The organism is Paenibacillus sp. FSL F4-0236, assembly GCF_038000135.1.
Taxonomy (GTDB): Bacteria; Bacillota; Bacilli; order Paenibacillales; family Paenibacillaceae; genus Paenibacillus_AQ.
The window spans coordinates 452,606-475,506 of the sequence record NZ_JBBOBK010000001.1 but is presented as its reverse complement, the minus strand read 5'-3'; the positions used below and the strand labels follow the sequence as shown (position 1 = coordinate 475,506).

The 22,901-nt window shown below is 44.2% G+C and carries 15 protein-coding genes; 6 read left to right on the top strand and 9 right to left on the bottom strand.

From position 1 onward, the window contains the following. Nucleotides 1-542: 542 nt before the first annotated feature. From pstA to uxuA, 6 genes are all read right to left on the bottom strand, one after another. Nucleotides 543-1,424, bottom strand: coding sequence for a phosphate ABC transporter permease PstA (pstA, locus tag NSQ29_RS02200; protein WP_341124287.1), 882 nt, complete (start codon nt 1,422-1,424; stop codon nt 543-545). Beyond that, entirely contained in the window at nt 1,421-2,368 is a 948-nt protein-coding gene (gene pstC, locus NSQ29_RS02195) for a phosphate ABC transporter permease subunit PstC (RefSeq protein ID WP_042191272.1), read from the bottom strand. The genes pstA and pstC overlap by 4 nt, the downstream gene beginning before the upstream one ends. Nucleotides 2,369-2,450: 82 nt before the next feature. Then, nucleotides 2,451-3,311 carry a phosphate ABC transporter substrate-binding protein gene (locus NSQ29_RS02190; protein ID WP_076286457.1) on the bottom strand — a complete coding sequence of 287 codons (861 nt, stop codon included), beginning with the start codon at nt 3,309-3,311 and terminating at the stop codon, nt 2,451-2,453. A 55-nt stretch (nt 3,312-3,366) separates the two neighbouring features. Continuing rightward, the gene (locus tag NSQ29_RS02185; RefSeq protein WP_341124286.1) at nt 3,367-4,803 is read right to left on the bottom strand and encodes a stalk domain-containing protein; all 1,437 of its coding nucleotides are present in this window, start codon (nt 4,801-4,803) and stop codon (nt 3,367-3,369) included. A gap of 244 nt (nt 4,804-5,047) precedes the next feature. After that, entirely contained in the window at nt 5,048-6,670 is a 1,623-nt protein-coding gene (locus NSQ29_RS02180) for a mannitol dehydrogenase family protein (protein ID WP_341124285.1), read from the bottom strand. Then, nucleotides 6,671-7,747, bottom strand: coding sequence for a mannonate dehydratase (uxuA, locus tag NSQ29_RS02175; protein WP_341124284.1), 1,077 nt, complete (start codon nt 7,745-7,747; stop codon nt 6,671-6,673). A 222-nt stretch (nt 7,748-7,969) separates the two neighbouring features. Between uxuA and NSQ29_RS02170 the strand changes: the two genes are divergently transcribed. Next, a complete protein-coding gene (locus NSQ29_RS02170; RefSeq protein ID WP_341124282.1) occupies nt 7,970-8,623 on the top strand; it encodes a GntR family transcriptional regulator in 654 nt (217 codons plus the stop codon). Nucleotides 8,624-8,719: 96 nt separating this feature from the next. Here the strand turns inward: NSQ29_RS02170 and NSQ29_RS02165 are convergent, their stop codons facing one another. From NSQ29_RS02165 to NSQ29_RS02155, 3 genes are all read right to left on the bottom strand, one after another. Continuing rightward, complete coding sequence (locus NSQ29_RS02165; RefSeq protein WP_076300700.1) at nt 8,720-9,775, bottom strand: NAD(P)-dependent alcohol dehydrogenase; 1,056 nt, start codon at nt 9,773-9,775, stop codon at nt 8,720-8,722. Between the two features lie 43 nt (nt 9,776-9,818). Next, nucleotides 9,819-13,259 (bottom strand): glycoside hydrolase family 2 TIM barrel-domain containing protein, encoded by a 3,441-nt coding sequence (locus NSQ29_RS02160; RefSeq protein ID WP_341124281.1) that lies wholly within the window; start codon nt 13,257-13,259, stop codon nt 9,819-9,821. Between the two features lie 96 nt (nt 13,260-13,355). After that, nucleotides 13,356-15,446, bottom strand: coding sequence for an alpha-glucuronidase family glycosyl hydrolase (locus tag NSQ29_RS02155; RefSeq protein WP_341124280.1), 2,091 nt, complete (start codon nt 15,444-15,446; stop codon nt 13,356-13,358). A 125-nt stretch (nt 15,447-15,571) separates the two neighbouring features. On the opposite strand from NSQ29_RS02155, the gene NSQ29_RS02150 reads away from it, so the two are divergent. The 5 genes from NSQ29_RS02150 (at nt 15,572) to NSQ29_RS02130 (ending at nt 22,677) form a co-directional block, all read left to right on the top strand. Then, on the top strand, nt 15,572-16,456 hold the full coding sequence (locus NSQ29_RS02150; RefSeq protein WP_341124279.1) for an AraC family transcriptional regulator: 885 nt from the start codon (nt 15,572-15,574) through the stop codon (nt 16,454-16,456). A 262-nt stretch (nt 16,457-16,718) separates the two neighbouring features. Further along, nucleotides 16,719-17,450 (top strand): ABC transporter ATP-binding protein, encoded by a 732-nt coding sequence (locus NSQ29_RS02145; protein ID WP_042191293.1) that lies wholly within the window; start codon nt 16,719-16,721, stop codon nt 17,448-17,450. Continuing rightward, the gene (locus NSQ29_RS02140; RefSeq protein ID WP_341124278.1) at nt 17,447-18,502 is read left to right on the top strand and encodes an ABC transporter permease; all 1,056 of its coding nucleotides are present in this window, start codon (nt 17,447-17,449) and stop codon (nt 18,500-18,502) included. Before NSQ29_RS02145 ends, NSQ29_RS02140 begins: the two co-directional genes overlap by 4 nt. Before the next feature lie 58 nt (nt 18,503-18,560). Next, nucleotides 18,561-19,250 carry a TetR/AcrR family transcriptional regulator gene (locus tag NSQ29_RS02135; RefSeq protein WP_341124277.1) on the top strand — a complete coding sequence of 230 codons (690 nt, stop codon included), beginning with the start codon at nt 18,561-18,563 and terminating at the stop codon, nt 19,248-19,250. Nucleotides 19,251-19,332: 82 nt separating this feature from the next. Then, entirely contained in the window at nt 19,333-22,677 is a 3,345-nt protein-coding gene (locus NSQ29_RS02130) for a DEAD/DEAH box helicase (protein ID WP_341124276.1), read from the top strand. Nucleotides 22,678-22,901 lie beyond the last annotated feature (224 nt).

Below are 22,901 nucleotides of genomic sequence, written 5' to 3'. Positions count from 1 at the left end.
AAAGGTTCCCTTTGACCTCAACAACTCGGTTTAACTGCATTCCGTACACTTATATTCTCTGATTTACTCCTAGATTGTCATTTTCTCCATTTTTAGTTGCACAAAGTACAATTAATCCTAAATAAACCCTACACCATGATAAATAGCTGCATAAAGTGCAACTAAAGCCACCCCTAACACCATTACTCATCACTCATTACTCATTACTCATTACTCATTACTCATTACTCATTACATTATCCTTTATCCTTTGAGGAAATCGAGGCACATTACGAAAAAATGTTTTTACTATTCGTATGCTGGGAAGCAGGAGCACGCGGAAGAAATAGTGCAGGATGTGTTTGTGCGAATATTATCAATTTAGACTGAAAGTGAAATGTGCGATATTGTCTCAGCCCTGCCACGAGTGTTTCGCGAGGTTATTCCTTTGGCCTTATCCGGAGGGAATACTACATTAAATAATTCATCTTAAGAAAACAAAAAAACGGCCACCCACCGATATCCATTGCCGGGTGACAGTTTTTACGTACCTTTTGAACGAATTAGTGTCCTTTGCGGCGATTGCTAAGCCACAGCGGAAATCGAAAGACAAAATTGATAAACAAAACTACAAATACAAGTACGGCTGCCGACTTATCAGCAATTTGACGCGCATCTTCTACAATAGCCTCGGATTGTACATACCAAAGATGTACGGCCAGTGTTTCACCCGGCGAGAACAGATTGAAATCCCACATTTCTCCCGAGGTACTGAGACCAGCGGTAAGGATAATAACCGCAGACTCCCCGAAGGCGCGTCCAGCAACGAGACAAATCCCAGTAATAATGGCAGACATTGCAACGGGCAGGACTACCGTGCGGATCACGTGGAATTTAGTCATCCCAAGCGCATAACCAGCCTCGCGGATCTCCCCGGGGACAGCACGTACCGCTTCCTCTGTCACTCGCGCGAGCATAGGTAGATTCAGCAGCGCCAAGCTAACGCCTCCGCCAAGAATCGTCAGACCGATATCGAAATATTCCGCAAAAATTGCGAGTCCGAGCATACCGAACACAATCGATGGAACCGATGAGAGAGATTCTACGCAAATACGTAGTGCGCCTGTAAATTTATTGTCTGGTGCATATTCAGCCATATAGATTCCCGCACCCAAACCAATTGGAACGGAAATAAACAGCGAGATGAACAAAATGTAAAAGGAGTTAAACAGCACCGGGCCAATCCCACCACCTGCGTCAATCTCTTCAGGCTGTTTAATCAAGAAATCGGGCCTAAGTGCCGGTAAACCTTTACTAAGAATCGTGAAGAGCAGCCAGAAGATCAGCAGCATGACTAAAGCCCCAAGCGTATAAAACCCTATGGTTGCAATTTTATTGTTTCTTTGAGCACGCGCTGTATGCTTTGTACTTGCGAATCCGTTCACGCTGCATCCCTCCTTTTTCTACCCAGCACGCGGATGATCAGAATTAATACAAATGATATTACTAGCAGGAGAAATGCCATCATATGTAGCGCATAGTTCCATGTAGAGTCAAACTCTACATTGGAGATTTGCATAACGATGTTACTAGTCAGCACCGATGCTGGCGTGAATAACGTCTTCGCCAATTGCGGTGTATTCCCGATAACCATAACTACAGCCATCGTCTCACCCACAGCACGAGTCATACCTAGAATAACCGCAGAGATAATTCCCCGGCTAGCCGCAGGCAGTACTACACGCATGATAACCTGTAAACGGGTAGATCCAAGAGCATATGCAGCATCCCGATATTTGCGCGGCACAGAGACAATGGCATCATCACTGATTCGGCAAATCGTTGGCAGCACCATTAATGCGAGCACAAGTGCAGCGGCTAACAAACCATCGCCTAAGCTCTCCCCACTAATTCTGCGCAAGAAAGGAAGTAATACCGTTAAGCCTATATATCCGTAAACAATTGAAGGAATACCTACCAATAAATCTAGCACTGGACGGATAAAAGTCTTCATCCATTTTGGAGCAATCTCTGCACAAAGTACTGCCATCCCTACCGAAATAGGAACTGCGATCAGCAGCGTTAATGCAGTTAGTGAAAGTGTATTTACAATGAAGGCAGCCGCTCCAAAAGAATCCTCTTCCGGCGTCCAGTTAAAGGAAAAGAAAAAGTCCGCAGGCGAGAGATGGCCGAACAGAAGCATAGCCGTTTTGCCGATAAATAGAATTACAAGTCCAAGCACGAAGCAAAGCGCAAGAATGCTGAATAAAAAATAAAACTTAAACAATTTGTTGCTAAACAAATGTCTACCATGACGTTTAGGATTAGCGCTAACCTGCGTTACGCTCTCTTTTCCCCTAGTTGCCAAGCCTTGGACTGGTGCCCCCATACTTTCCCTCCTGTAAGCGGCCACCCCCGTATCAAGATCGGAGCTGGCCGCTGTTACCGTTCAATATGATCTTTAGATGTTATTAGCCCTTCATTGCTGCGATCGGAATAAATTTAAGCTTTTTCAGGGAACCTTGTTGGAACTTCTTGCTTTGTACGTATTCGATGAATTCTTTTGTAGCGCCAGTAGGTTGGCCTTTAGTCATGTAGTAACCATAAGCCCAGATCTTATAAGATCCATTGATTACGTTGTCTGTAGTAGCAGCTATACCGTTGTGTTTAACAGCTTTTACGTCGCCACTTACATATACAAGGTCGATATAACCGATAGAGTTAGGAGTTGTTCCTACGGCAGTCTTCATGTCACCGGATGAACCTGTTTCTTTGTAGTTCTTAGCTTTTTTAACGATATCTCCGCCATCCAAAGCTTTAGCTTGATAGTTAACGCGTGTACCGGAACCGAAAGAGCGAGTGATAACCACGATGTCAGCATCTGAACCGCCTACTTCTTTCCAGTTCGTGATTTTACCTGCGAAAATACCTTTAAGCTGTTCAGTTGTAAGGTTATCTACACCAACATTTTTGTTAACGATTGTAGCAAAAGGAATAACTGCTACTTTGTTTGCTACTTGACCGTCAAAAGCTTTGAAGCCTGGTACGTCGATGCTAGCATCCCAGTCGCAAGCACCGATATCAGCGATGCCTTTTTTAACAGCTTGAGGTCCAGTTACTGAACCTTTACCTGAGGCTGCGATTTTCACTTTAGGGTGCAGCTTTTGGAATTCTTTTGCCGCTTGAAGCGTCAATGGAAGAAGTGCGGTTGAACCGTTAACTGTGATTTTACCTTTAAGTGAATCGGCTGCTGCTGCAACCCCTGCGAAAGATGCGGTTACCGCAATTACAGCCGTTAGAGCCGTTACTGTTAGCTTTTTGAAAATCTTCATTTGTATTATTTCTCCTCTCGGCTCTACGCCGTTAAAATATGATTAGGGATATTTATTATTTCGACAGTTGCAATGCTTTACCGCCTTGAACCACCCATACACCGCCATCACTTACGATAGCAAGCTTGCTTCCATCATTCGAAACAGCTACTTCAGATACATCTTCAGTGGAGCGGAACAGCTCAGTCTTAGCTCCATTGTTATCAACGGAATAGACTACTGTGCTTCCATCTGCCGCTGAACCTGCTACAACCAAGCCGTTCTTAACGCCAGTAGACCAAGTTACTTCAACATCAAGTGCAATGTTGCTGCTTTTTCCGTCTGCTTTTAGAACCTTCAATGTGTTAGCTGCGTTACCTTCAGCATCTGCACTCAGGTAAACGACGCTACCATCAGCAGAAATTTCAGGGTACAGTTTGTTATCCGGTGTAGTTGTCAGTGCAGCTGGTTTAGCATCTTTCGTAGCCAGGTCAAGCTTGTAAAGCTGCTCTCCAGCAGAGCTGAAGTCTACAGTAAGAGAATCTTCTGTGCTGTCCGCATCGTTTTTAGCAACACCCGTCAAGTTAACGATATAAACGGCGCTCTTTTCGTCAGCGGAAATGCGCAGTTCGGATTTATTTTCTACTTTGTCTGCCAATACGGATTTAACTTCACCAGTGTCTACAGCGATTTTTGCGAGTTTCTCTTGCTTGTCACCTTGGACGAAGTAAATACTTTTACCATCGTTCGACCACACCAGATCCGTTTTTACACTATTGTCAGTACCAAGTGTCTTAGTAGCTCCGCTAGACAGGTTAATCAGATTCAACAAACCAGTCTCATCATTGAAAGCTCCCCACTGCCCATCCGGCGATACTGCAAAATCCACTGCACTGTCATTTGATGAAAATACTTCGTAGTTACCTGGCTCTGTGCTGAACTTGATAAGTTGAGCAGATTCAGCATCACTTTTGTTTGCAATCAGACTTCCAGCTGCTGTCCAGTGCAAAGTATCAAACAATCCTTCAGGACGAGCAAAGCTTAGAATCGTGCTAGCGTCAGCATCCAGTTCTCCACCTAATGCATAAACTAACTTTGAAAGCTCTACATAGGTTTTACCGTTATAAAATACTGGAGCAACTGTAAATGTCTCGGAATTACCATCTACTTGATAGCTCTTTGAGCCTGTTTTGAGCTTCACATTATGTAATCCTTTGCTGTCATTAAGTTCAAACCCGCCAGCTCCAAGTACTAACTTAGCTCCAATTTCACCAGCTACCTGATTCAGCGAGTACAACTTGTAACCACTGCTATTAATGGTGTTAAACACAATCGGCGTACCATTTACATTCCAAGTGGCTGTACCTTCTTTAACTGCTGTTTTTGCAGCGGTTTGATTGGTAGCCACAGATTTTACATTACTGCCGATGCTAGCTGCAGATACACTCCCAACGCCTACAGTTGCAAGAAGTGCTGAAGCCAACGTTGCGCTAATCCATTTACTGTTTTTCAATTAGATTCACCCTTTTCGTATAGGTAACTGCTAATGTCATTTTCGTCTACAATTGTCAACTCTGTTGCAGAGGAATGTTATGGAAATATTAACTATAATTATTTTTTTGAAAAAGTAGGTATATTAGCGTACTAGACTGCTAAATTCAGATAAACCAAATGGACTAGACACGAAAAAGCCTCATGGGGGATAGCTCTGCGGGGTGCAGTAGCTTTTACTCCATGAGGCTTTTTGTAAATGTGATCTACCCTAACACTTCATTTAAATGCTTTTCCAACGTTCTCCGTACAGCTCCTGGGCCTTTCAGCATCTCATAGAAGTAACTTTCAATCTTGCTACCCAGACCGATTTCATATAACGGTACACCAAAGATCTTCTCATTTTCTAGAATTCTATGCACATTAGAGGTCGAATCTCCCAAAGTCACTCCCTGCAGATGCGCTTGAAGCGACTCCATTAACGGATCGGGACTTAGCTCAAATGAATTTCCTTCATCATCCACTCCGATCAAATAGCGGCACCAAGCAGCAATTGCTAGTGGAATCGCCGTCAATTCAGCTGGATGAAGATTTTCGCGTTGTACATAGGATTTGATTGTTTCCCCATAACGAATGCCTACCTTCTGCGACGTATCTGTCGCAATTCGCTGCGGGGTGTCCGGAATAAATGGATTCGCCAAGCGCTCTTGCAGTACTTCATCCAAGAACTGCTGTGGACGTAGAATGATAGGATCTACAACTACAGGCAATCCTTCCTTATACCCAATCCGCTCGACTAATGTACGAAGAGTCTGATCCTGCATCTCATCCGAAATCTGTGTGTAGCCTAGTAGACAGCCAGTGACCGCTAATGCAGTATGCAAGGGGTTTAGACAGGTGGTAACTTTCATCGTTTCTACCCTGTTCACGGTCTCTCGATCTGTGAATATAATGCCGGCTTCTTCTAATAAAGGTCGCCCATTCGTAAACTTATCCTCAATGACCAGATATTCACTAACTTCTGCGTTAACAAAAGGCGCGGTATGAGCGTTCCTCGAGGTAATAAGTATATCCATGCCGCCAATCCCTTGCTCCTGTAAAGCATTACGTAATACCTCGGATGGACGTGGTGTGATTTTATCGATCATCGACAAGGGGAATGTTATTCGACTCTCGTCTTCGAGGTACGCAACAAAACCTTCCTCCACAATCCCTTTCGCAGCCCATGCCTTGGCGATTGTAATCACGCTATTTTTCAACATATCCCCATTGTGCGAACAGTTATCCATACTGACAAAAGTCATCGGATACTGCCCCTTAAGATATCGACGGTACGCTAGAGAAGCGATCACACTCATGCTGTGGGATGGCTGCTCTGGCCCTTGCTCCATATCCTTCTTCACGATATCAAGGTACATTCCATCAGGACCGGTCAAGGTATAACCTTTCTCTGTAATGGTGAAGCTGGCCATCTGCAGGCTCGGGTTTTCAAAAATTTCAACCAAACGGCAGTAATCCTGCGCTCGATTCTTGTTTGCCATAATAGCTTCGGTAATGCTGCTAATGACCTTTTTTGTAAACTCGCCACTCGCATTCATTAGTACGAGAAGTGTTAAATGATCATGCGGTTTATAAATTTTGTCAATCAGCTCGTAGTCAGAGGAGGTAGCGGCAATAATACCTGTATCTGCTTTTCCAAGCTCCAACAGCTTCTGGTGAGCATTCGCAACAAATCCCCGAAAAATATTTCCCGCTCCAAAATGGACCCATTCCGGCCTAACGCGCGTATTCTCTGCCACCTGCTCATAATCAAACTGAGGAAGCTCCACGTCAGCGTCCTTCCACGCCTCTGCACATGATTGAATACTCTCTCTTGTCAGAAGCAGCATTCACTTCACCCCCATCGTATTGTCGAGACTATCCCACACACCAAGTAAATACATGATCCCCATTGCTCTATCGTACAGCCCGTACCCCGGGCGGCAAGTTTTCTCTTCCCCCCACAAATGACGACCATGATCTGGACGCACATACCCCGTATATCCATTCTCATGATACGCTTTAACAACCTCTGCCACATCCACACTGCCATCCCGTCCACGATGAGAGACCTCAATAAAATCTCCGTTCTCAAAAACCTTAACATTTCGAATATGAGCAAAATGAATACGATTACAGAATTCCTGAATCATAGCCGGCAGATCGTTCTTCGGATTCGTACCGAGCGACCCAGTGCAGAAGGTTAATCCATTATACGGACTATCTACTGCGTCAAGTAAACGACGGATCGTATCACGGCTGCGGACAATGCGGGGCAAGCCAAAGATCGGCCAAGCAGGATCATCGGGATGAATAGCCATTTTGATATCGACTTCTTCACAGACAGGAATAATGCGCTTCAGAAAATAGACCAAGTTCTCGAACAGCTTCTCTTCCGTTACATCTGCATAAGCGGCGAATAGCTCATCGAGCTTCGCAAGACGCTCTGGCTCCCAGCCAGGCATCGTAAATTCGCCTGCCCCCTCGAGAATACGATTTACCATGTCGCGCGGGTTCTCATTAATGGCCGCATTTTCATAAAAAAGAGCATTCGAGCCATCTGGCAATTCCTTGTACAGCTCCGTCCGAGTCCAGTCAAAGATAGGCATGAAATTGTAACAGATCACTTTAGTACCGACCTTGGCAAGCTTCCGTATGGTGTCTATGTAAATATCGATATATTTATCACGCGTCGGGAGTCCAATCTTGATATCATCATGGACGTTCACACTCTCTACTACGGCAGTGCTAAACCCTTTGCTCGTAATTTGATCCGCAACCTTTTGAATGTCATCCATTTCCCACACTTCGCCCGCTACCTTATGATGTAGTGACCAGACAATACCCATTACCCCCGGAATTTGCCGGATATGATCAAGCGTAATGTTGTCATTGCCTTCTCCATACCATCTCCATGTCATGTTCATCTAGATAAAACCTCCTATAATTTCATATGTCGAGATCTTGTATACAAGATAATATACTCAAATATTAGATTTAAATAATACCTTTTGTCAATGACATAAAATCAATAATCCCCAATCTTGTATACAAGATTAAAAAATTATATAATGAAATCACTATCTTATTTCAGGATCCCGTTTCAGATATCCGCATTACAAATTCAACAGCAATGGAGACGCAACCTCATGTCCACCAAAAATGATATTTTGAACCTATTAAAGCACGAAATTCTTAATTTAACGCTAAAACCTGGAACCATTCTAAGTGAGACCGTGTTATCCGAACGGTTTCAGATATCCAGAACACCTTTGCGCGATGTACTAAAGCAGCTATCCCTCGAGTCCTTTATTGATGTGTATCCGAAGAAAGGGAATCTGGTTTCATACATTGATTTGGAATCTGTCGAGCAAATGATCTATTTAAGAAGCGTTTTGGAAAAGGATATTATCAAAGGTCTATGCGGCAGCCTTACTCTTAAAGGAATTATAGAACTTAAGAAGAACCTAGAAGAACAAAGAAATGCCATACATCAAGAACATGCCATTGAGCACTTTTTTGCTTTGGATGACGCCTATCATAAGACGTTATTCACATTAGCAGGACATGAATTTTTGTGGGAGCAAATTAAGTTTTCCCATGTGCATTATGAAAGATATCGACGCCTGCATACCCTAAAGCAAGAAAAGCTGGAGAAAATTTTGAGCGAGCATCACATGATCCTGGATTGTATGACAAACCATGAACCAGACAAAGTGGATGAGCTAGTCCAGCATCATTTGCGTGAAGATATGAACTCCCTATACTTACTGGAGAATTTTGCAGATTATATTAAAGCGTAATAACGCGTATTTACAGAGTTTACATAAAAATAAAAAGACCGCCTCAAGCAGCCATTTTCATGGTTTTTGGGACGGTCTCTTTTTATATAACACGCATTAAGGCATATTCGGATAAATCATTACCTTAATACTTGTATCCTTCTCTTTACGTGCTACTTCAAGAGCTTCTTGAGTATCTGTAAGCGCAAAGCGATGCGTAACTATTTTCTCAATATCTAATGAAGAATGCTGCAACGCTTGGATCGCAGCCGGATAGGTATTCGCGTAACGAAAAACACCATAAGCATCGATCTCACCATCGATAAATTGTCCCATGTCCATCGGAATAGCACTATCGGCTGGTAAACCGACAAATACAATTCTCCCGCCACGGCGAACCCACTTAATTGTATCCGCCATCGCCCTTGCATTACCCGATGATTCTACGACGAGTGTAACTCCAAATCCGTTCGTTAACTCATTGAGGCGCTGTCCAACATTCTCTTTTACTGGATCTAATGCTGCAGTGAAGCCCATCTCCATTGCAAGTTGACGCCGAAAAGGTACGACATCCGTACCATAAATTTCAGAAACGCCAAATAGCTTTGCTGCTTGTCCTGCAAGTAGTCCGATCGGACCAAGACCTGTTATTAGCACTCTATCAAACGGTTGAACCTTACCACGCATCATCGCATGAAAACCAACCGACAATGGTTCCAGCATTGCGCCTTCCTCATAACTCATAGAATCCGGAAGTTTAAATAGATAATCGCTTGGCATGACAATGTATTCTGCCCAAGCCCCATTTACTGGGGGTGTTGCAAGAAAGACCACATCTGGGCACAAATTATAACGTCCTGATTTACAATAGTCGCATTGTCCACAGGTCACTCCTGGCTCAACCGCTACTCGGTCACCTACAGCTATATTTGATACCTGCTTACCAACCTCAACGACTTCACCAGCCAGCTCATGGCCTAATATGATCGGTTCCTTTACTACATAACGACCGATTCTTCCATGCTCATAGTAATGAACATCTGACCCGCAAATTCCGATACAATAAACCTTAATTAGCGCTTCATTATCCTTAGGAACAGGAATATCTATTTGCTTCACAGAAATCGATAATTGCTCATCCATTATTGCAGCATTCATCTTGCCTGTTAACATGTACACGCACCTCATTTATCGTAGTAGTTGAAAGGACAATCGATCATTCAAACCGAAACCAACCGAAATCGAACTGACTTCCAGGCAAGAAGATAAACGTTACCTTCTGCTCCCCTGTCACTTTCTCCAACACAAATACTCGCTCTACATATCCATCTGACTGTGTAAATTCGATCAGTTGATTGTTAGATGCTTCACCCTCTTCGAAGTGAAGATGAATGGTATTCTTATCGATCGGAGATCTCCCACATATGACAAGCTTTGAAGTACCTTCCGTCGTAAAATCCATCTGCTCGAACACGAGAGATACGTTATTCCCGATTCCTTCAACACCCTGTTCCGCGATGGTGAACGTATCACCATAAATGCGATCACAATCCACAGCCCTATTCTGCTCGAACGCTCGGTTCTTTTTCACAAATGAGAAGCCTTTAATGTGCACCTTCTTCTGTAATACGAAACAAATAGAGCTGATACCCGTGAGTCTCTTGGATAATAGATAGGTTGCCTCCTGATAAACATTCCATTGCGATTCCTTCTGATAAATAACGTCTGCCAAAAGCTCACTATGCTCTTCGTCCGGCATGCCTTCCCAAATCTGGAGCTCGTAGGCTTCGCTAGACAATGCGAATAGGGGAATCGTTATCAAATCCGAGCCGTAAGCTCCAAAGTCAATCTCGCGATAAGCAACCTGCGTCTCACCATCTCGACTCGTTGCTACGCCTCGTTCATTTCCGTTCCCGACTTCGCCTTTAACCTCGTCATATAGACCGCCAGATATAAATCCATACGGATCCTTGTAAGCCGTCCCCAGACCGCTCGCTGTAAATTCCAACTGTGAAATCAGCTTTGTCTTTTCCGTACCGTTCTTACTCATACAGCGAATGCGGAAACTCCCATCTCCTAACGCCGTGATCTTGGCTTCTTGTCCCAGTTGTTCGAGCCGCGCTAGATTGGACTCAATCCCTGCATCATTTACAATACTCCACTCCACTTCAGTATAGGAAGTGTCTTTAGGGTAACGGATGGCGTGTACATTCATTTCTCTTCTATTTTCATTAAACTGTTGTCCAGAATGACTTATAATTTCTATCTTTCGTAAAGGAATTTCTTCTACATTTCCCATTACACAGGGCAACTCTAGATTTCTAGTGTTAGCTGAAATGCCTATTCCACGATCTCCCACAGGGAGCGATTGAAGCTGTAGATTACTACCTACTACACCTTTCGAGGTAACCTCAACTGTTATCGTACCCGCTTCTAAACTCGCAGCAACAATCGCCATAAGCTTGCCGCTGAACAAGCGTCTACTCCTTCCTTTGTATGGATCATAGTCCGTGCTGTCTCCATTATCTAAACCGATCAAACGGCCTGCTCCGCCCACCTGAACCTGAACGCGACTGTTTGCATTCTCAACAGCATTACCGTGCTCATCCTCCATCGTAATTTCGATGAAGATTAAATCTGTGCCGTTCGCAAGGAGTGTACCCTTATCAGCCTTTAAGCAGATTCGACTCGCATCCCCGAACGATTTCCTGATGTCTACTGCAATGATTTGGCCAGCCTCATCATAAGCGATTGCCTTGAGCTCGCCTGGTTCATAAGGAAGCTTCCACCAGCCCGCTAGCTGCGTTCCATGCACATGATCGATTTCATAGGTCCCAACAGTCTCACCATTGAACTGCAATTCTATCTTGGGAGCATTCGAGCAGACTCGAACATCGATCATTTGACCGGGATTGAAATCCCAATAGGGAAAAATATGCACCATCGGATGCTCCTTGTAATTTGTCCAAGCCGCTTGATAGATGTAATATGAATCCTTTTTAAAGGTCGCTGTATCAATCTGCCCAAAATACGAATTCTTCGTGTGATACGGTGTAGGTTCACCAATATAGTCAAAACCCGTCCATATAAATTGCCCTAATGAGAACGCTGCATCTCGCTCCGCGATAATACACGCTTCTGCTGACTTCGCTCCCCAGCTTGTAGAGCTATTGCCTAACGCAGAGCACTGCTCATCGTCATCAGCCAGGATGGATTGCTCGAATGGGAAATGATATATTCCTCTGCTCTGCACAATAGAGGCGGTTTCACTACCATAGATAATCCAGTCAGGATGTTCCGCGTGATGCTGATGGTAATATTTTTCCGCATAATTGTAGCCTGCCACCTTTACGATGTCCGCACATTTCTGAGCATTCTCCCATGGCATATAGTTCGATCCAATGGTTACTTTCCCGTTGCCTTTCGGATCATATTGAAGCACGGCTTCCATCAACATGCTCGTCAATTCTTGCCCTCGCTTGTCAGCATGCGTATCATAAATTTCATTGCCAATACTCCACATTAACAAGCTTGGATGATTACGATCTCGCATGACCCAGCTTCTTACATCTTTTAACGCCCAGTCCTTGAAAAATCTTGCGTAATCATATGTGGTCTTCGATCGCTCCCACATATCAAAGGCTTCTGAAACCACAAGCAGCCCCATTTCGTCCGCCAGATCCATAAGCTCTGCAGCAGGCATATTATGAGCGGTGCGTATTGCATTTACGCCCATGTCCTTTAAGATCTCAAGTCTTCTTCGCAATGCTGCTGTATGAAACGCCGAACCCAATGCTCCAAGATCATGATGCTCACAAACTCCGTTAAGCTTAATCTTTACCCCATTCAGAAGCATTCCCTCTTGCGGATCTAGTACAATCGATCGAAAGCCTATACACTGTGTTACTTCTTCTATTGTTGTCCACACTTCATCAGAACCCTGATCAGGTGCCTTATGCTGCAATTCCGTTTTTAGCTGATATAAATGCGGCTCACCGGGGCTCCATAATAAAGCATTCTCTACAGTCAGCACCTGACTTACACGTGAGGTGGCTTGTGTTTGATCTCCAGCCGAGATTTTCTCAACACAGGTCTTTATCTCTCGATCCATGTACAAAATGGTTTGGGAAAGCCGCATATCTCCTGTAATGCTCACATCGGTGTCGATCTCCACTCGCCAAACGTCATTTTTTTGTACTGTATGAATGTAAATTCCATCTGTCACGATGTGATTGCAATCTCTTGTCTTGAGCCATACATTCCGATAGATACCCGCTCCTGAATACCATCTACTATTCGGACTCTGATGCACAACCTTCACTAGAATTTCATTTTCCCCATCTATGAGCATATCTGTAATCTCGTATTCAAAGGAAGAATAACCGTATTTCCACTCCCCAACCCATTGATGATTCACATAAATCGTGGAGTCCATATAAATACCATCAAAACACAGCAATAGCTGCTCATCGTTCTTCGTATTTATAAAACACTTTCGATACCAGCCAATACTATTCTCATATAAGTCTAACGTGTTATAAATCAACCAATCATGCGGGAGATCGACGGGATGGAAATCCAAGGACTCAGCATTCGTCACTTCTAAAGTACTCTTGGCGAATTCCCAGCCCTCATTAAATAATCTTTTCTGATTCAAGGTGTATCTTCCTTTCTTCTCATAGGATTATGAAACAAAGGGATGGAGCAATAGAAGGAGTGGCCCTGCTGGACACACTCCTCCTAATGCTAATATTTAGTATATTGTACGTTGATGCTGGTCTAGGATACCGCTTTTTCGATAGAAATACGTATTGATGATATCTCTCCACTCGCGGGCATGTAGTACCTGTTCGTGCAGACGGTCTGCCACCTGCCCAAACCTGCTGCCGTCCATTTTCCCCTCAAGGGATTGCCACTTCTCTTTCAGCCCTGCTGCGCGATCCACGCCATCAAAATGCGTATCATAAATATGCTGGATGACCGTTTTACCAGATTTAAGAGTATGCGTATACGGTACATGATGAAAGAACAGTAATAGCTCATCTGGACAAGTAGCTACCGATTCATACAAATCTACATTCGCTCCTTGATACTGAGCAACATATCCCGTACCCGTCTTTATTGTCCGGTCTACGCCAATACCTTGTAAGTCTGCAAAATGATACGTTCCCCATTTCGAATATTCATATCCATCCACATTTGGACCGTAATGATGATCAGGATTGACCATCCAGCCTACCCCAAGCGGCGAAGTATAAGATTCATAGATATTCCAGGAGGTTAACAAGATCTCACGAATCGTATCTATTAACTGCTCATCCTCTGCACTGAACGTGAGCATAATCCATTCCTTCGCGATTTGCTCTGCACTTAATTCCGGATTCCAAGCGAGACGACCGTAACCATATAGATTGGCCTGCGCTAACAAATGCCCCGTCCAGTTATGATCATTACCAATATTTGAAACAGCAGCGAAGCCGCTATATTTATAACCGTACATGGATCCATCGACGACCCGTTTCACCGATGACTCCGAATCCGTTGCGTAAGTATTAAAATCAAGAACTTCCTTCCATTGAGGAATGAGGTAGCAGACATGGCGCTGTTGGCCTGTGTATTCCTGTGTAACCTGAAATTCAATCATCATATTCGTATGCTTCATGGCACCGAACAACGGAGACACACCTTCCCGTACTTGAAAATCCATAGGACCATTCTTCACCTGCAAAATAACATTATCCATGAATCGACCATCTAGCGGTTTAAAGTGATCATATGCCGCTCGTGCACGATCGGTGGAGCGATCCCGCCAATCCTGTTTGCAATTGTAAACGAAGCAGCGCCAGATGACGATTCCCCCGAAAGGCAATAAAGCTTCAGCCAGCATGTTCGAACCTTCTGCATGATCACGATCATAAGTGAATGGACCTGGACGATTCTCTGAATCAGCTTTTACGAGGAAACCGCCGAAATCTGGAATCAATTTATAAATTTCTACCGCCTTTGCCTTCCACCATTGGCGTACATCAGAATCTAACGGATCAGCTGTATTCAATCCACCGATTTCGATCGGGCTAGCATAGTTAATACTTAGGAACAGCTTCACCCCGTAGGTACGGAAGATATCGGCAATCCTCGTGATGTCAGGAAGATAGCGCTCCGTAATAAACATCGTTTCAAACCGATGTACATTGACATTGTTTATAGCAATCGCATTGATTCCTATCGAAGCGAGCATTCTCGCATAATCTTGCAATCGATCAAAGTCCTTAGTGATTTCGTTGTCTGAGTAGAATATGGACTTCCCTGCGTAACCACGTTCGATGCTTCCATCGATGTTATCCCATTGATTCATCATGCGGAGCGTATTTACCGGCTGATCCAACATATCCAACGCCTTAATAGATTGACCCGTTCCAAGTAAGCGTAGGAATGCAAATACACCGTACAGTAAACCCACGGGTGTGGAAGCACCAATCGCAATACAGTCCTTCTCCGTGTTTGTTCGAATGGCATATCCTTCTGATCCAATTGCTGTCCTTGTAGCCTCGCTAAAGGTATGCGTAATCAACGGATGATTACTATCAAACGTACCGATTGCAATACAAGCTTGTTTATCTTTTTCCTGAGATTCAGCAATGGTAGCTTCTATATCCAGCATTCCTTGTATGCCACGTGTTAGTTCTTGCACAGCACTTATGATCACTGGATGATCTTGTTTGACTGTCAAAATGTTATAGCACCAAGGAGAATAGCACTCTCTTACTGCACTCGATTGAATATATGGATATTCGAGCCAAGCTTTATACCCTGCGTTATGTAATTCTGTCTTTTGTTCTGCCATAATTCGGTGTCCTCCATTAGTGAGTAAGACTTTTTAATCTAGATGTTGCTAGCTGTGCAATGGTTCTCTTATACTTTTGTAAACGATAGGTTATCCGCATCCCTACTAATAGGAGGAACACGAATGTGACGTACCATGAGCAGCAGGACTTACAACCGTTCCAACTCTATTTTGTATATAAAAGAACAAGTACAAATACAGACGACTATCAAGGTACATTCCATGCTCATCAGGGTGTTGAAATTCTTATTGTTCATGAAGGTAAAGGGACGCTGATTATTGATCAAAATAGCTATGAAATAAAGCCAGGGATGATTTGTATTTTCCAGCCGTATCAACTGCATCATATTCAAATTGAAATTAATGAGGCGGTTCCGTTCGTGCGTTCGATCGTGCATTATGAGCCCAGCATATTTAAAGCTTATTTTGAAAAGTGGCCCATCCTACAAAGCTTTTTCAATCATATTCACAGCGGCAATTCTGCCTCACCTCGATGGTATGAACAGCAGGACCTGCAATCCCTGATAGCTCTTTTGAAGGATCTGGATAAAGCGCTTCCAACTTTGCACAAAAATGATTTCATGGAAGAGGTCTCATTGTTTCTCATCACGTTCCTACGTACTTTAAAGCCGCTTTGGGATACACAGCAGAAGCCGGCCTCCATGGAACAATTGCTTCGTAAACCACATCAGGCAGAACGTATTATGGAATGGCTGCAGTTGCATTACAAGGAACCTTTGCGGCTTGATCAAATGAGCAAGGATCTGCATCTTTCACCCCATCATTTATCCCACTTGTTCAAGGAATGTACAGGCAGCAGTATTTCCGATTATTTAACGGTCAAAAGAATGCAGGAAGCCGTTCATCTTCTGACTTCAAGCAAATACACAGTTGCACACATCGCCGAGGAAGTGGGGATCACAAATTGCTCTCATTTTTGCAAATTGTTCAAAACCCATTTCGGCACAACGCCTAATCAATTTCGGAAGCAATGGCATTTGCATCATTGAGTTGTCGAACATCCCAGCTGGATTCCTTATTAACATCATATCAAGTTGATTCGTGAGCAGGTATTCGCATCTTGTGCAAAAATGCCGCTACTTTGCGATTTAAACCTAATTGTAAGTTAGTTTCAAGTAGCGGAAATCTAGCACTTTACATTTACTGGATTCCGGAGCACAATAATGAGTGAGCGCTCACTCATTATTGTTGTGCAGAGCACTCAGTAACACCAATTTGTATCCCAGACTATTCAGAATCGAGGAGATGAATATGGGTTCGGAAGTTCCAGTCATTTCAGTGAGCCATGTTAGTAAAGCCTTTGGAGACAAACAGGTGCTCGAAGATATTTCACTTCAAGTGGAGCGTGCGGAAACCTTCGGCATATTAGGGCCCTCTGGCTCCGGAAAAACAACGCTAGTAAAGCTGCTTACAGGTATCGATGAGGTGACCTCAGGTGAGGTAAAGGTGCTTGGTGTCACCATGCCTAAGTTATCCATGCTGCAGCAAATTGGATACATGGCTCAATCTGATGCCCTATATACGGAACTCAGCGCAAAAGAAAATCTGGAGTTCTTCGCTGCGCTATATGGACTAAAAGGTGCGGAGCGCGGAAAACGCATCAAAGCTGTTATGGAACTAGTAGATCTTCAGGAGCATCTGCGCAAAAGAGTAGATCAATACTCTGGCGGAATGAAACGCCGCCTATCCCTGGCGATTGCGCTGCTTCATGAGCCTCCGCTACTTCTTCTTGATGAGCCAACAGTTGGTATCGATCCTGTACTCCGACTATCCATCTGGAAAGAACTAAAAGCGCTGAACGAGAAAGGTACCACGATTGTACTCACTACGCATGTCATGGATGAAGCTGAGAAATGTGATCGCCTTGGAATGATCCGTGATGGCAAGCTGCTTGCCGCCGACACACCTGCCGGACTGCTTGAAGCCACTGGCTCAGCTTCTATTGAAGAAGCCTTTCTATATTATGGAGGTGTCCGTTCATGAGAATCCGAGCGATCACCTTACGGATTTTGCGACAATTTATTCATGATAAAAGAACGATGGCCTTAATGTTCATTGCACCGCTTATCGTTCTAAGTTTAATGAGCTTGGTCTTCAACGGGGACGCCTATGAGCCAAAAATCGGAGTATCCGGTGTGCCACTAAATATCTCAGCTGCGTTAAAAGAAGAAAATACCACAATTAAAGAGTATGCCAGCGAAGAGCTAGGGAAAAGTGCTCTAGTAGAAGGAAAGATTGACGCTTTAATCACTTTGGACGGAAACGTTGGGAATTCAGGAGTCATCCCTCAAGTGTTGTTAGAGGGTAGCAATCCTACAGCCAACAAGGCTGTAATTATGACGCTTCAAAAGCTTTCTCAGAAGCTTCTTCCAAGTACAGAGGAACAGCTTCAATTACAGCCCCAGATCAGCTACTTATACGGTTCTGAGAATATGAAGACGATTGACCGCTTCGGTCCGATTATGATTGGTGTATTTGTTTTCTTTTTCGTATTCCTGATTGCCGGTGTTTCTTTCCTGCGAGAGCGGACTACAGGCACCCTTGAACGTTTACTTTCCACTCCTTTAAAAAGATGGGAGATTGTACTCGGGTATGTATGTGGTTTCGGCATTTTCACCGTATTCCAAGCGCTATTGATCTCGTGGTTTTCCATTCAGATTCTTGGCATTATGATGACGGGAAGCTTTGGTTACGTAATGCTGATCACCTTACTCCTGTCAATGACTGCACTGACGCTGGGCACGCTATTATCTGCTTTTGCAGCCAACGAGCTACAGATGATTCAGTTCATCCCGCTTATTATCGTGCCACAAGTTTTCCTCAGCGGACTGTTCCCACTCGACACCCTACCGCTGTGGCTACAGCGCATCGGTTACGCAACCCCAATTTATTATGGATCAGAAGCGCTTATGAACATCATGATCCGTGGCAAAGGATGGAATTCCATCGCTCTGGATGTCTATGTACTGATCGGATTCTCACTAATATTCATGGTGCTGAATGTATTGGCACTGCGCAAACACCGGAAAATGTAGCCTCACTAAGAACTTTCATCGGTTGAACGGAATGAACCAAGTTTGGAGGATAATTGTAATGAAAGAATATGATTCTACGGAACAAAATATAGAAGAGCAGTGGATTGAAGAGCTGCTAAACATAAGTGAAGAGGATAAACTGACACCGAAGCAGATTTCCATTTTGCATGCGGCGATTGAGGTGTTCTCCGAAAAAGGTTACGCTGCTGCTGCGACTAGTGAAATTGCTCAAAAGGCAGGCGTAGCAGAGGGTACGATTTTCCGATATTACAAAACCAAAAAAGATTTACTGCTCTCCATCATTGGTCCCACCATGAGTCGTATGCTCGCTCCTTTTGTACTGCGGAATTTCAACGGCGTACTCGATGTTCCCTATGACAGTTTTGAAGAATTCCTACGATCATTTATCGTCAATCGTCTGGAGTTCGCCCGTAGAAATTTTAAAATGCTAAAGATTCTGATACAGGAGATTCCTTTCCAACCGTTGCTCAGAGAACAGTTCGCAGAAAATATTCTAAGCAAGGTGCTGGAGCGCGTCATCGAAATTGTTGAACACTTCAAGGCAAAAGGTGAAGTCATTGAATTACCCACACCCGCTATTCTACGTTTCACTATTTCATCCATTGGTGGGTATTTGCTTAATCGCCTGCTGCTACAACCGGAGAAGGACTGGAACGATGAGGAAGAGATTAACCTGACGATCCGTTTTATTATGCACGGGATTAGTGGAGTAGCAGCCCCTATTTGATGCGCACGCCCGTTCTGTTATCATAAGGACTATATAATAATCGGACTTTTCAAAGAACAAGTTACGAGAAAGGAATTATGTTATGGGCTTTAGTGTGACAGAACGGGTAATTAAGCTGCTGTGCGGCAAGTCTATTTTTGAAAAAGGATTGGCTTATTACCAGTCTGGAAGCGTAGATATAATAGATATTGAAGAACGTAATGAATCCATCCCAGATCTGCCCCGCTCTCGTTATGAAGCGCTCGTTCAAGGGGGCATTGGCTACGAAGTCATGGTTGTCATCGATATCGACGGTGATGTCACGGCAGAATGTACTTGTCCTGCTTACACGCATGGAGGGCCTTTCTGCAAACATATCGCAGCCGTACTGATCAGCATTGATGCCCTTGAAACTGCTGGAGAACGGCCAGCTCATACTGGAACTTCTAGCCTTTCTACTATTGAAGATACTGGAGTCTTAACACCACGTAATGTTACGGATTCTACGCGAGACATGGGAGGAAGGTCCAGAGACCAGCATCTTGTGAGCAGCCTGCTAGGCATGTTCAGTAACCATAAGCCGCGTCCGAGCGGTACTGGGGCTTTTGTAGATAATAGGATCCCTTTAAATGTCGAGTTCATCTGCAAGCCATTCACTTACAGCTATAGCACTACCATGCTGGGAATAGAAATGAAAATCGGCTCGAAACGACTATATGTCGTTCATAAAATCAGAGGTTTTCTGGAACGTGTACATCGTGGAGAAACCTTCGAATTCTCGAAGCATTTCGTCTATGACCCTGCCATTCACAGCTTTCGGAAGGAAGATAACATCGTTCTTCAGAAGCTAATTGAAATTGTCTTAAATGAAAAAATGTATCTCGATAACGTCACTAACTACTCTCCATATGGTGGCAACCTGGGGGGAGATCGCCAGCTGGCTATCCCTCCTTTTTTCTGGGAGACGCTTCAGCCCGCACTTTCAGAGGTTCCGTCGGTATATCTGCAACAAGAAGAGGTGTTGTACGAAGGCATTCATATGTCTAATGAAGCACCGCCCCTTAGCTTTGCGTTCGAACAAGCCGAAGGCGAAGGCTACCATCTGGATATTCAAGGACTGGAGCAGATCTCAGTTCTGGAAGATTACGGACTCGTGCTGTCTGAAGGTAAGCTGTTGAAGCTAACTGCTCAGGAATGCATGCGCCTATCTGAGATGAAGAAAATACTGGAATTTTCTCGTCGAGATGGCATCGATATTGCCCCCGAACAAATGGAGCCTTTTATGGACAAGGTTATTCCTGGTCTGAAAAAACTGGGAAACGTGCATATCGCCGACTCTATTGCTGATCGAATTGTGCAACACAAGCTTATAGCGAGGCTCTATCTGGACCGTGTGCGAGATCGACTGCTCGCCGGGCTAGAGTTTCAATATGGTGACATTATCATCAATCCTTTGGATGAAAAAGCACATGTTCGCGGTACGGACTTGATTCTTATACGCGACGGTGAAGGAGAGGACCGAATTCTGGAGCTGATGGAGCATGAATCCTTCGCCAAAACCGAAGGCGGGTATATTATGACGGATGAGGACGGTGAGTACGATTTTTTATACCACACGATTTTGTTGCTTGAGCCACTATTAACGGTCTATGCGACCACCGCTGTTAAAGAGAGACTGTTCACGGGAACCACGCCACCCAAGGTAAGCATTAGTTGGAATGAGAAAACCGACTGGCTTGATTTTAAATTCGACATGGGTGGTATTCCAGAATCTGAGATTGTGATGGTCTTAAAATCACTTCAGGATAAACGTAAATACTACCGATTGCCCGAAGGGGCACTGCTACCTCTGGAGAGCGAGGAGCTCCAAGAAATCATCACCTTTATGAACGAGATGGGCATCCGAGAAGGTGAGATTAAAGGTGCGCAATTTTCTTTACCAGTCGTTCGTGGGTTACACTTAACCTCTTCCGATTCTCAAAGTGACTCAGTCAAACTGAGCAGATCCTTTAAAAGATTACTTGCGAATATGCACAATCCTGAGAACCTTGATTTCCCTATACCAGAGAGTCTGGCTCCTGTGCTCCGGGATTATCAGCAGTATGGATTTCAGTGGCTGAAGACGCTAGCCCATTACCGTTTTGGGGGAATTTTAGCGGATGATATGGGGCTTGGCAAAACGCTGCAGAGTATCGCTTTTCTGCTCTCTGAGCTTCCGGATATTCGTCAGAGTGGTCTGCCCGCTCTTATTGTCGCTCCTGCCTCTCTCACCTACAATTGGCATAATGAGCTTAAAAAGTTCACGCCTGAGATTAAGGCTGTTATTGCAGATGGAAGCTTAACGGAACGCAGTCGAATTTTAAAAAATGCAGCGAAGGCGGATGTAATTATCACCTCTTACCCGCTGCTTCGCAGAGATGTTCAGTTGTATGCTAAGAAATCTTTTCACACCCTGATTCTCGATGAAGCGCAAACCATAAAGAACCATACGACGCAGACCGCTCAAGCAGTTATGGCTCTTCAAGCCCGGCATCGTTTTGCACTTACTGGGACTCCTGTGGAGAATGCGCTAGAAGATCTATGGTCCATCTTCGGCACTGTGTTTCCCGGGTTGTTTCCAGGTAAGAAGGCTTTTCACGATTTGCCGAGGGAAACTATCGCTAAACGGGCACGTCCTTTTTTGCTGCGGCGCTTAAAGAGTGATGTGTTAAAAGAATTGCCTGAGAAAATCGAATCACTCCAAGCCTGTGAGCTGTTCCCTGAGCAGAAGAAGTTATATGTCGCTTATCTCGCCCGTTTGAAAAAAGAGGCGCTTAAGCATCTGACCCAGGATAGCTTCGGTAATAATAATCGGATTAAAATCCTTGCTGGTCTCACCCGTCTGCGCCAGCTATGCTGTCACCCGGCTCTATTTGTGGATGGGTATGAAGGAAGCTCTGCCAAGTTCGAGCAGCTGTTTGAAATCATAGAGGAATGCCGCAGTTCGGGTAAACGAATGCTAGTATTCTCCCAGTTCACAGAAATGCTCGGTTTGATTGGACGTGAACTCGGCTATCAAGGTATTCCATATTTTTACCTAGACGGTCAAACGCCTGTGTCTCAGCGCGTAGATTTATGTAATCAATTTAATGAAGGGGAGCGGGATATTTTCCTTATCTCCTTAAAAGCTGGCGGAACCGGACTCAACTTAACAGGAGCAGACACTGTCATTCTATACGATCTATGGTGGAACCCTGCCGTCGAACAGCAAGCTGCAGATCGGGCTCACCGAATCGGACAGAAAAAAGTAGTTCAAGTCATTCGGCTCGTCACCCAAGGTACTGTGGAAGACAAGATGTATGAGCTACAACAGAAGAAAAGGAACTTAATCGATGAAGTGATCCAGCCAGGTCAGGAAGGGTTATCTACCCTTACAGAACAAGACATCCGAGAAATTCTGATGATTTAAATAAACTCCCCAGACTTCTTGAATTTTCACCGCTCTTCGCGTTGGAAATCCGGGGACAACTTCTGCTTCCGATGCGAGCTTTCCTTTATGTGTGGAATAGATGAACACTAAATCCGGGTTTCCTTACGTTTTTTGCTGGTCCTTCTTTTTGCTCATTCGGCGTCATGTCTGTCCAACTCCACCAAATCAACACGATGTTCTCTGTTTTCATCCCAATTGAAGAA

Excerpts from the sequence above, each read along its gene's own strand:
- pstC (WP_042191272.1), bottom strand. The coding sequence starts at position 2,368 with ATGGGGGCACCAGTCCAAGGCTTGGCAACTAGGGGAAAAGAGAGCGTA.
- NSQ29_RS02190 (WP_076286457.1), bottom strand. The coding sequence starts at position 3,311 with ATGAAGATTTTCAAAAAGCTAACAGTAACGGCTCTAACGGCTGTAATT.
- NSQ29_RS02180 (WP_341124285.1), bottom strand. The coding sequence starts at position 6,670 with ATGCTGCTTCTGACAAGAGAGAGTATTCAATCATGTGCAGAGGCGTGG.
- uxuA (WP_341124284.1), bottom strand. The coding sequence starts at position 7,747 with ATGAACATGACATGGAGATGGTATGGAGAAGGCAATGACAACATTACG.
- NSQ29_RS02170 (WP_341124282.1), top strand. The coding sequence starts at position 7,970 with ATGTCCACCAAAAATGATATTTTGAACCTATTAAAGCACGAAATTCTT.
- NSQ29_RS02165 (WP_076300700.1), bottom strand. The coding sequence starts at position 9,775 with ATGTTAACAGGCAAGATGAATGCTGCAATAATGGATGAGCAATTATCG.
- NSQ29_RS02155 (WP_341124280.1), bottom strand. The coding sequence starts at position 15,446 with ATGGCAGAACAAAAGACAGAATTACATAACGCAGGGTATAAAGCTTGG.
- NSQ29_RS02145 (WP_042191293.1), top strand. The coding sequence starts at position 16,719 with ATGGGTTCGGAAGTTCCAGTCATTTCAGTGAGCCATGTTAGTAAAGCC.
- NSQ29_RS02140 (WP_341124278.1), top strand. The coding sequence starts at position 17,447 with ATGAGAATCCGAGCGATCACCTTACGGATTTTGCGACAATTTATTCAT.
- NSQ29_RS02135 (WP_341124277.1), top strand. The coding sequence starts at position 18,561 with ATGAAAGAATATGATTCTACGGAACAAAATATAGAAGAGCAGTGGATT.
- NSQ29_RS02130 (WP_341124276.1), top strand. The coding sequence starts at position 19,333 with ATGGGCTTTAGTGTGACAGAACGGGTAATTAAGCTGCTGTGCGGCAAG.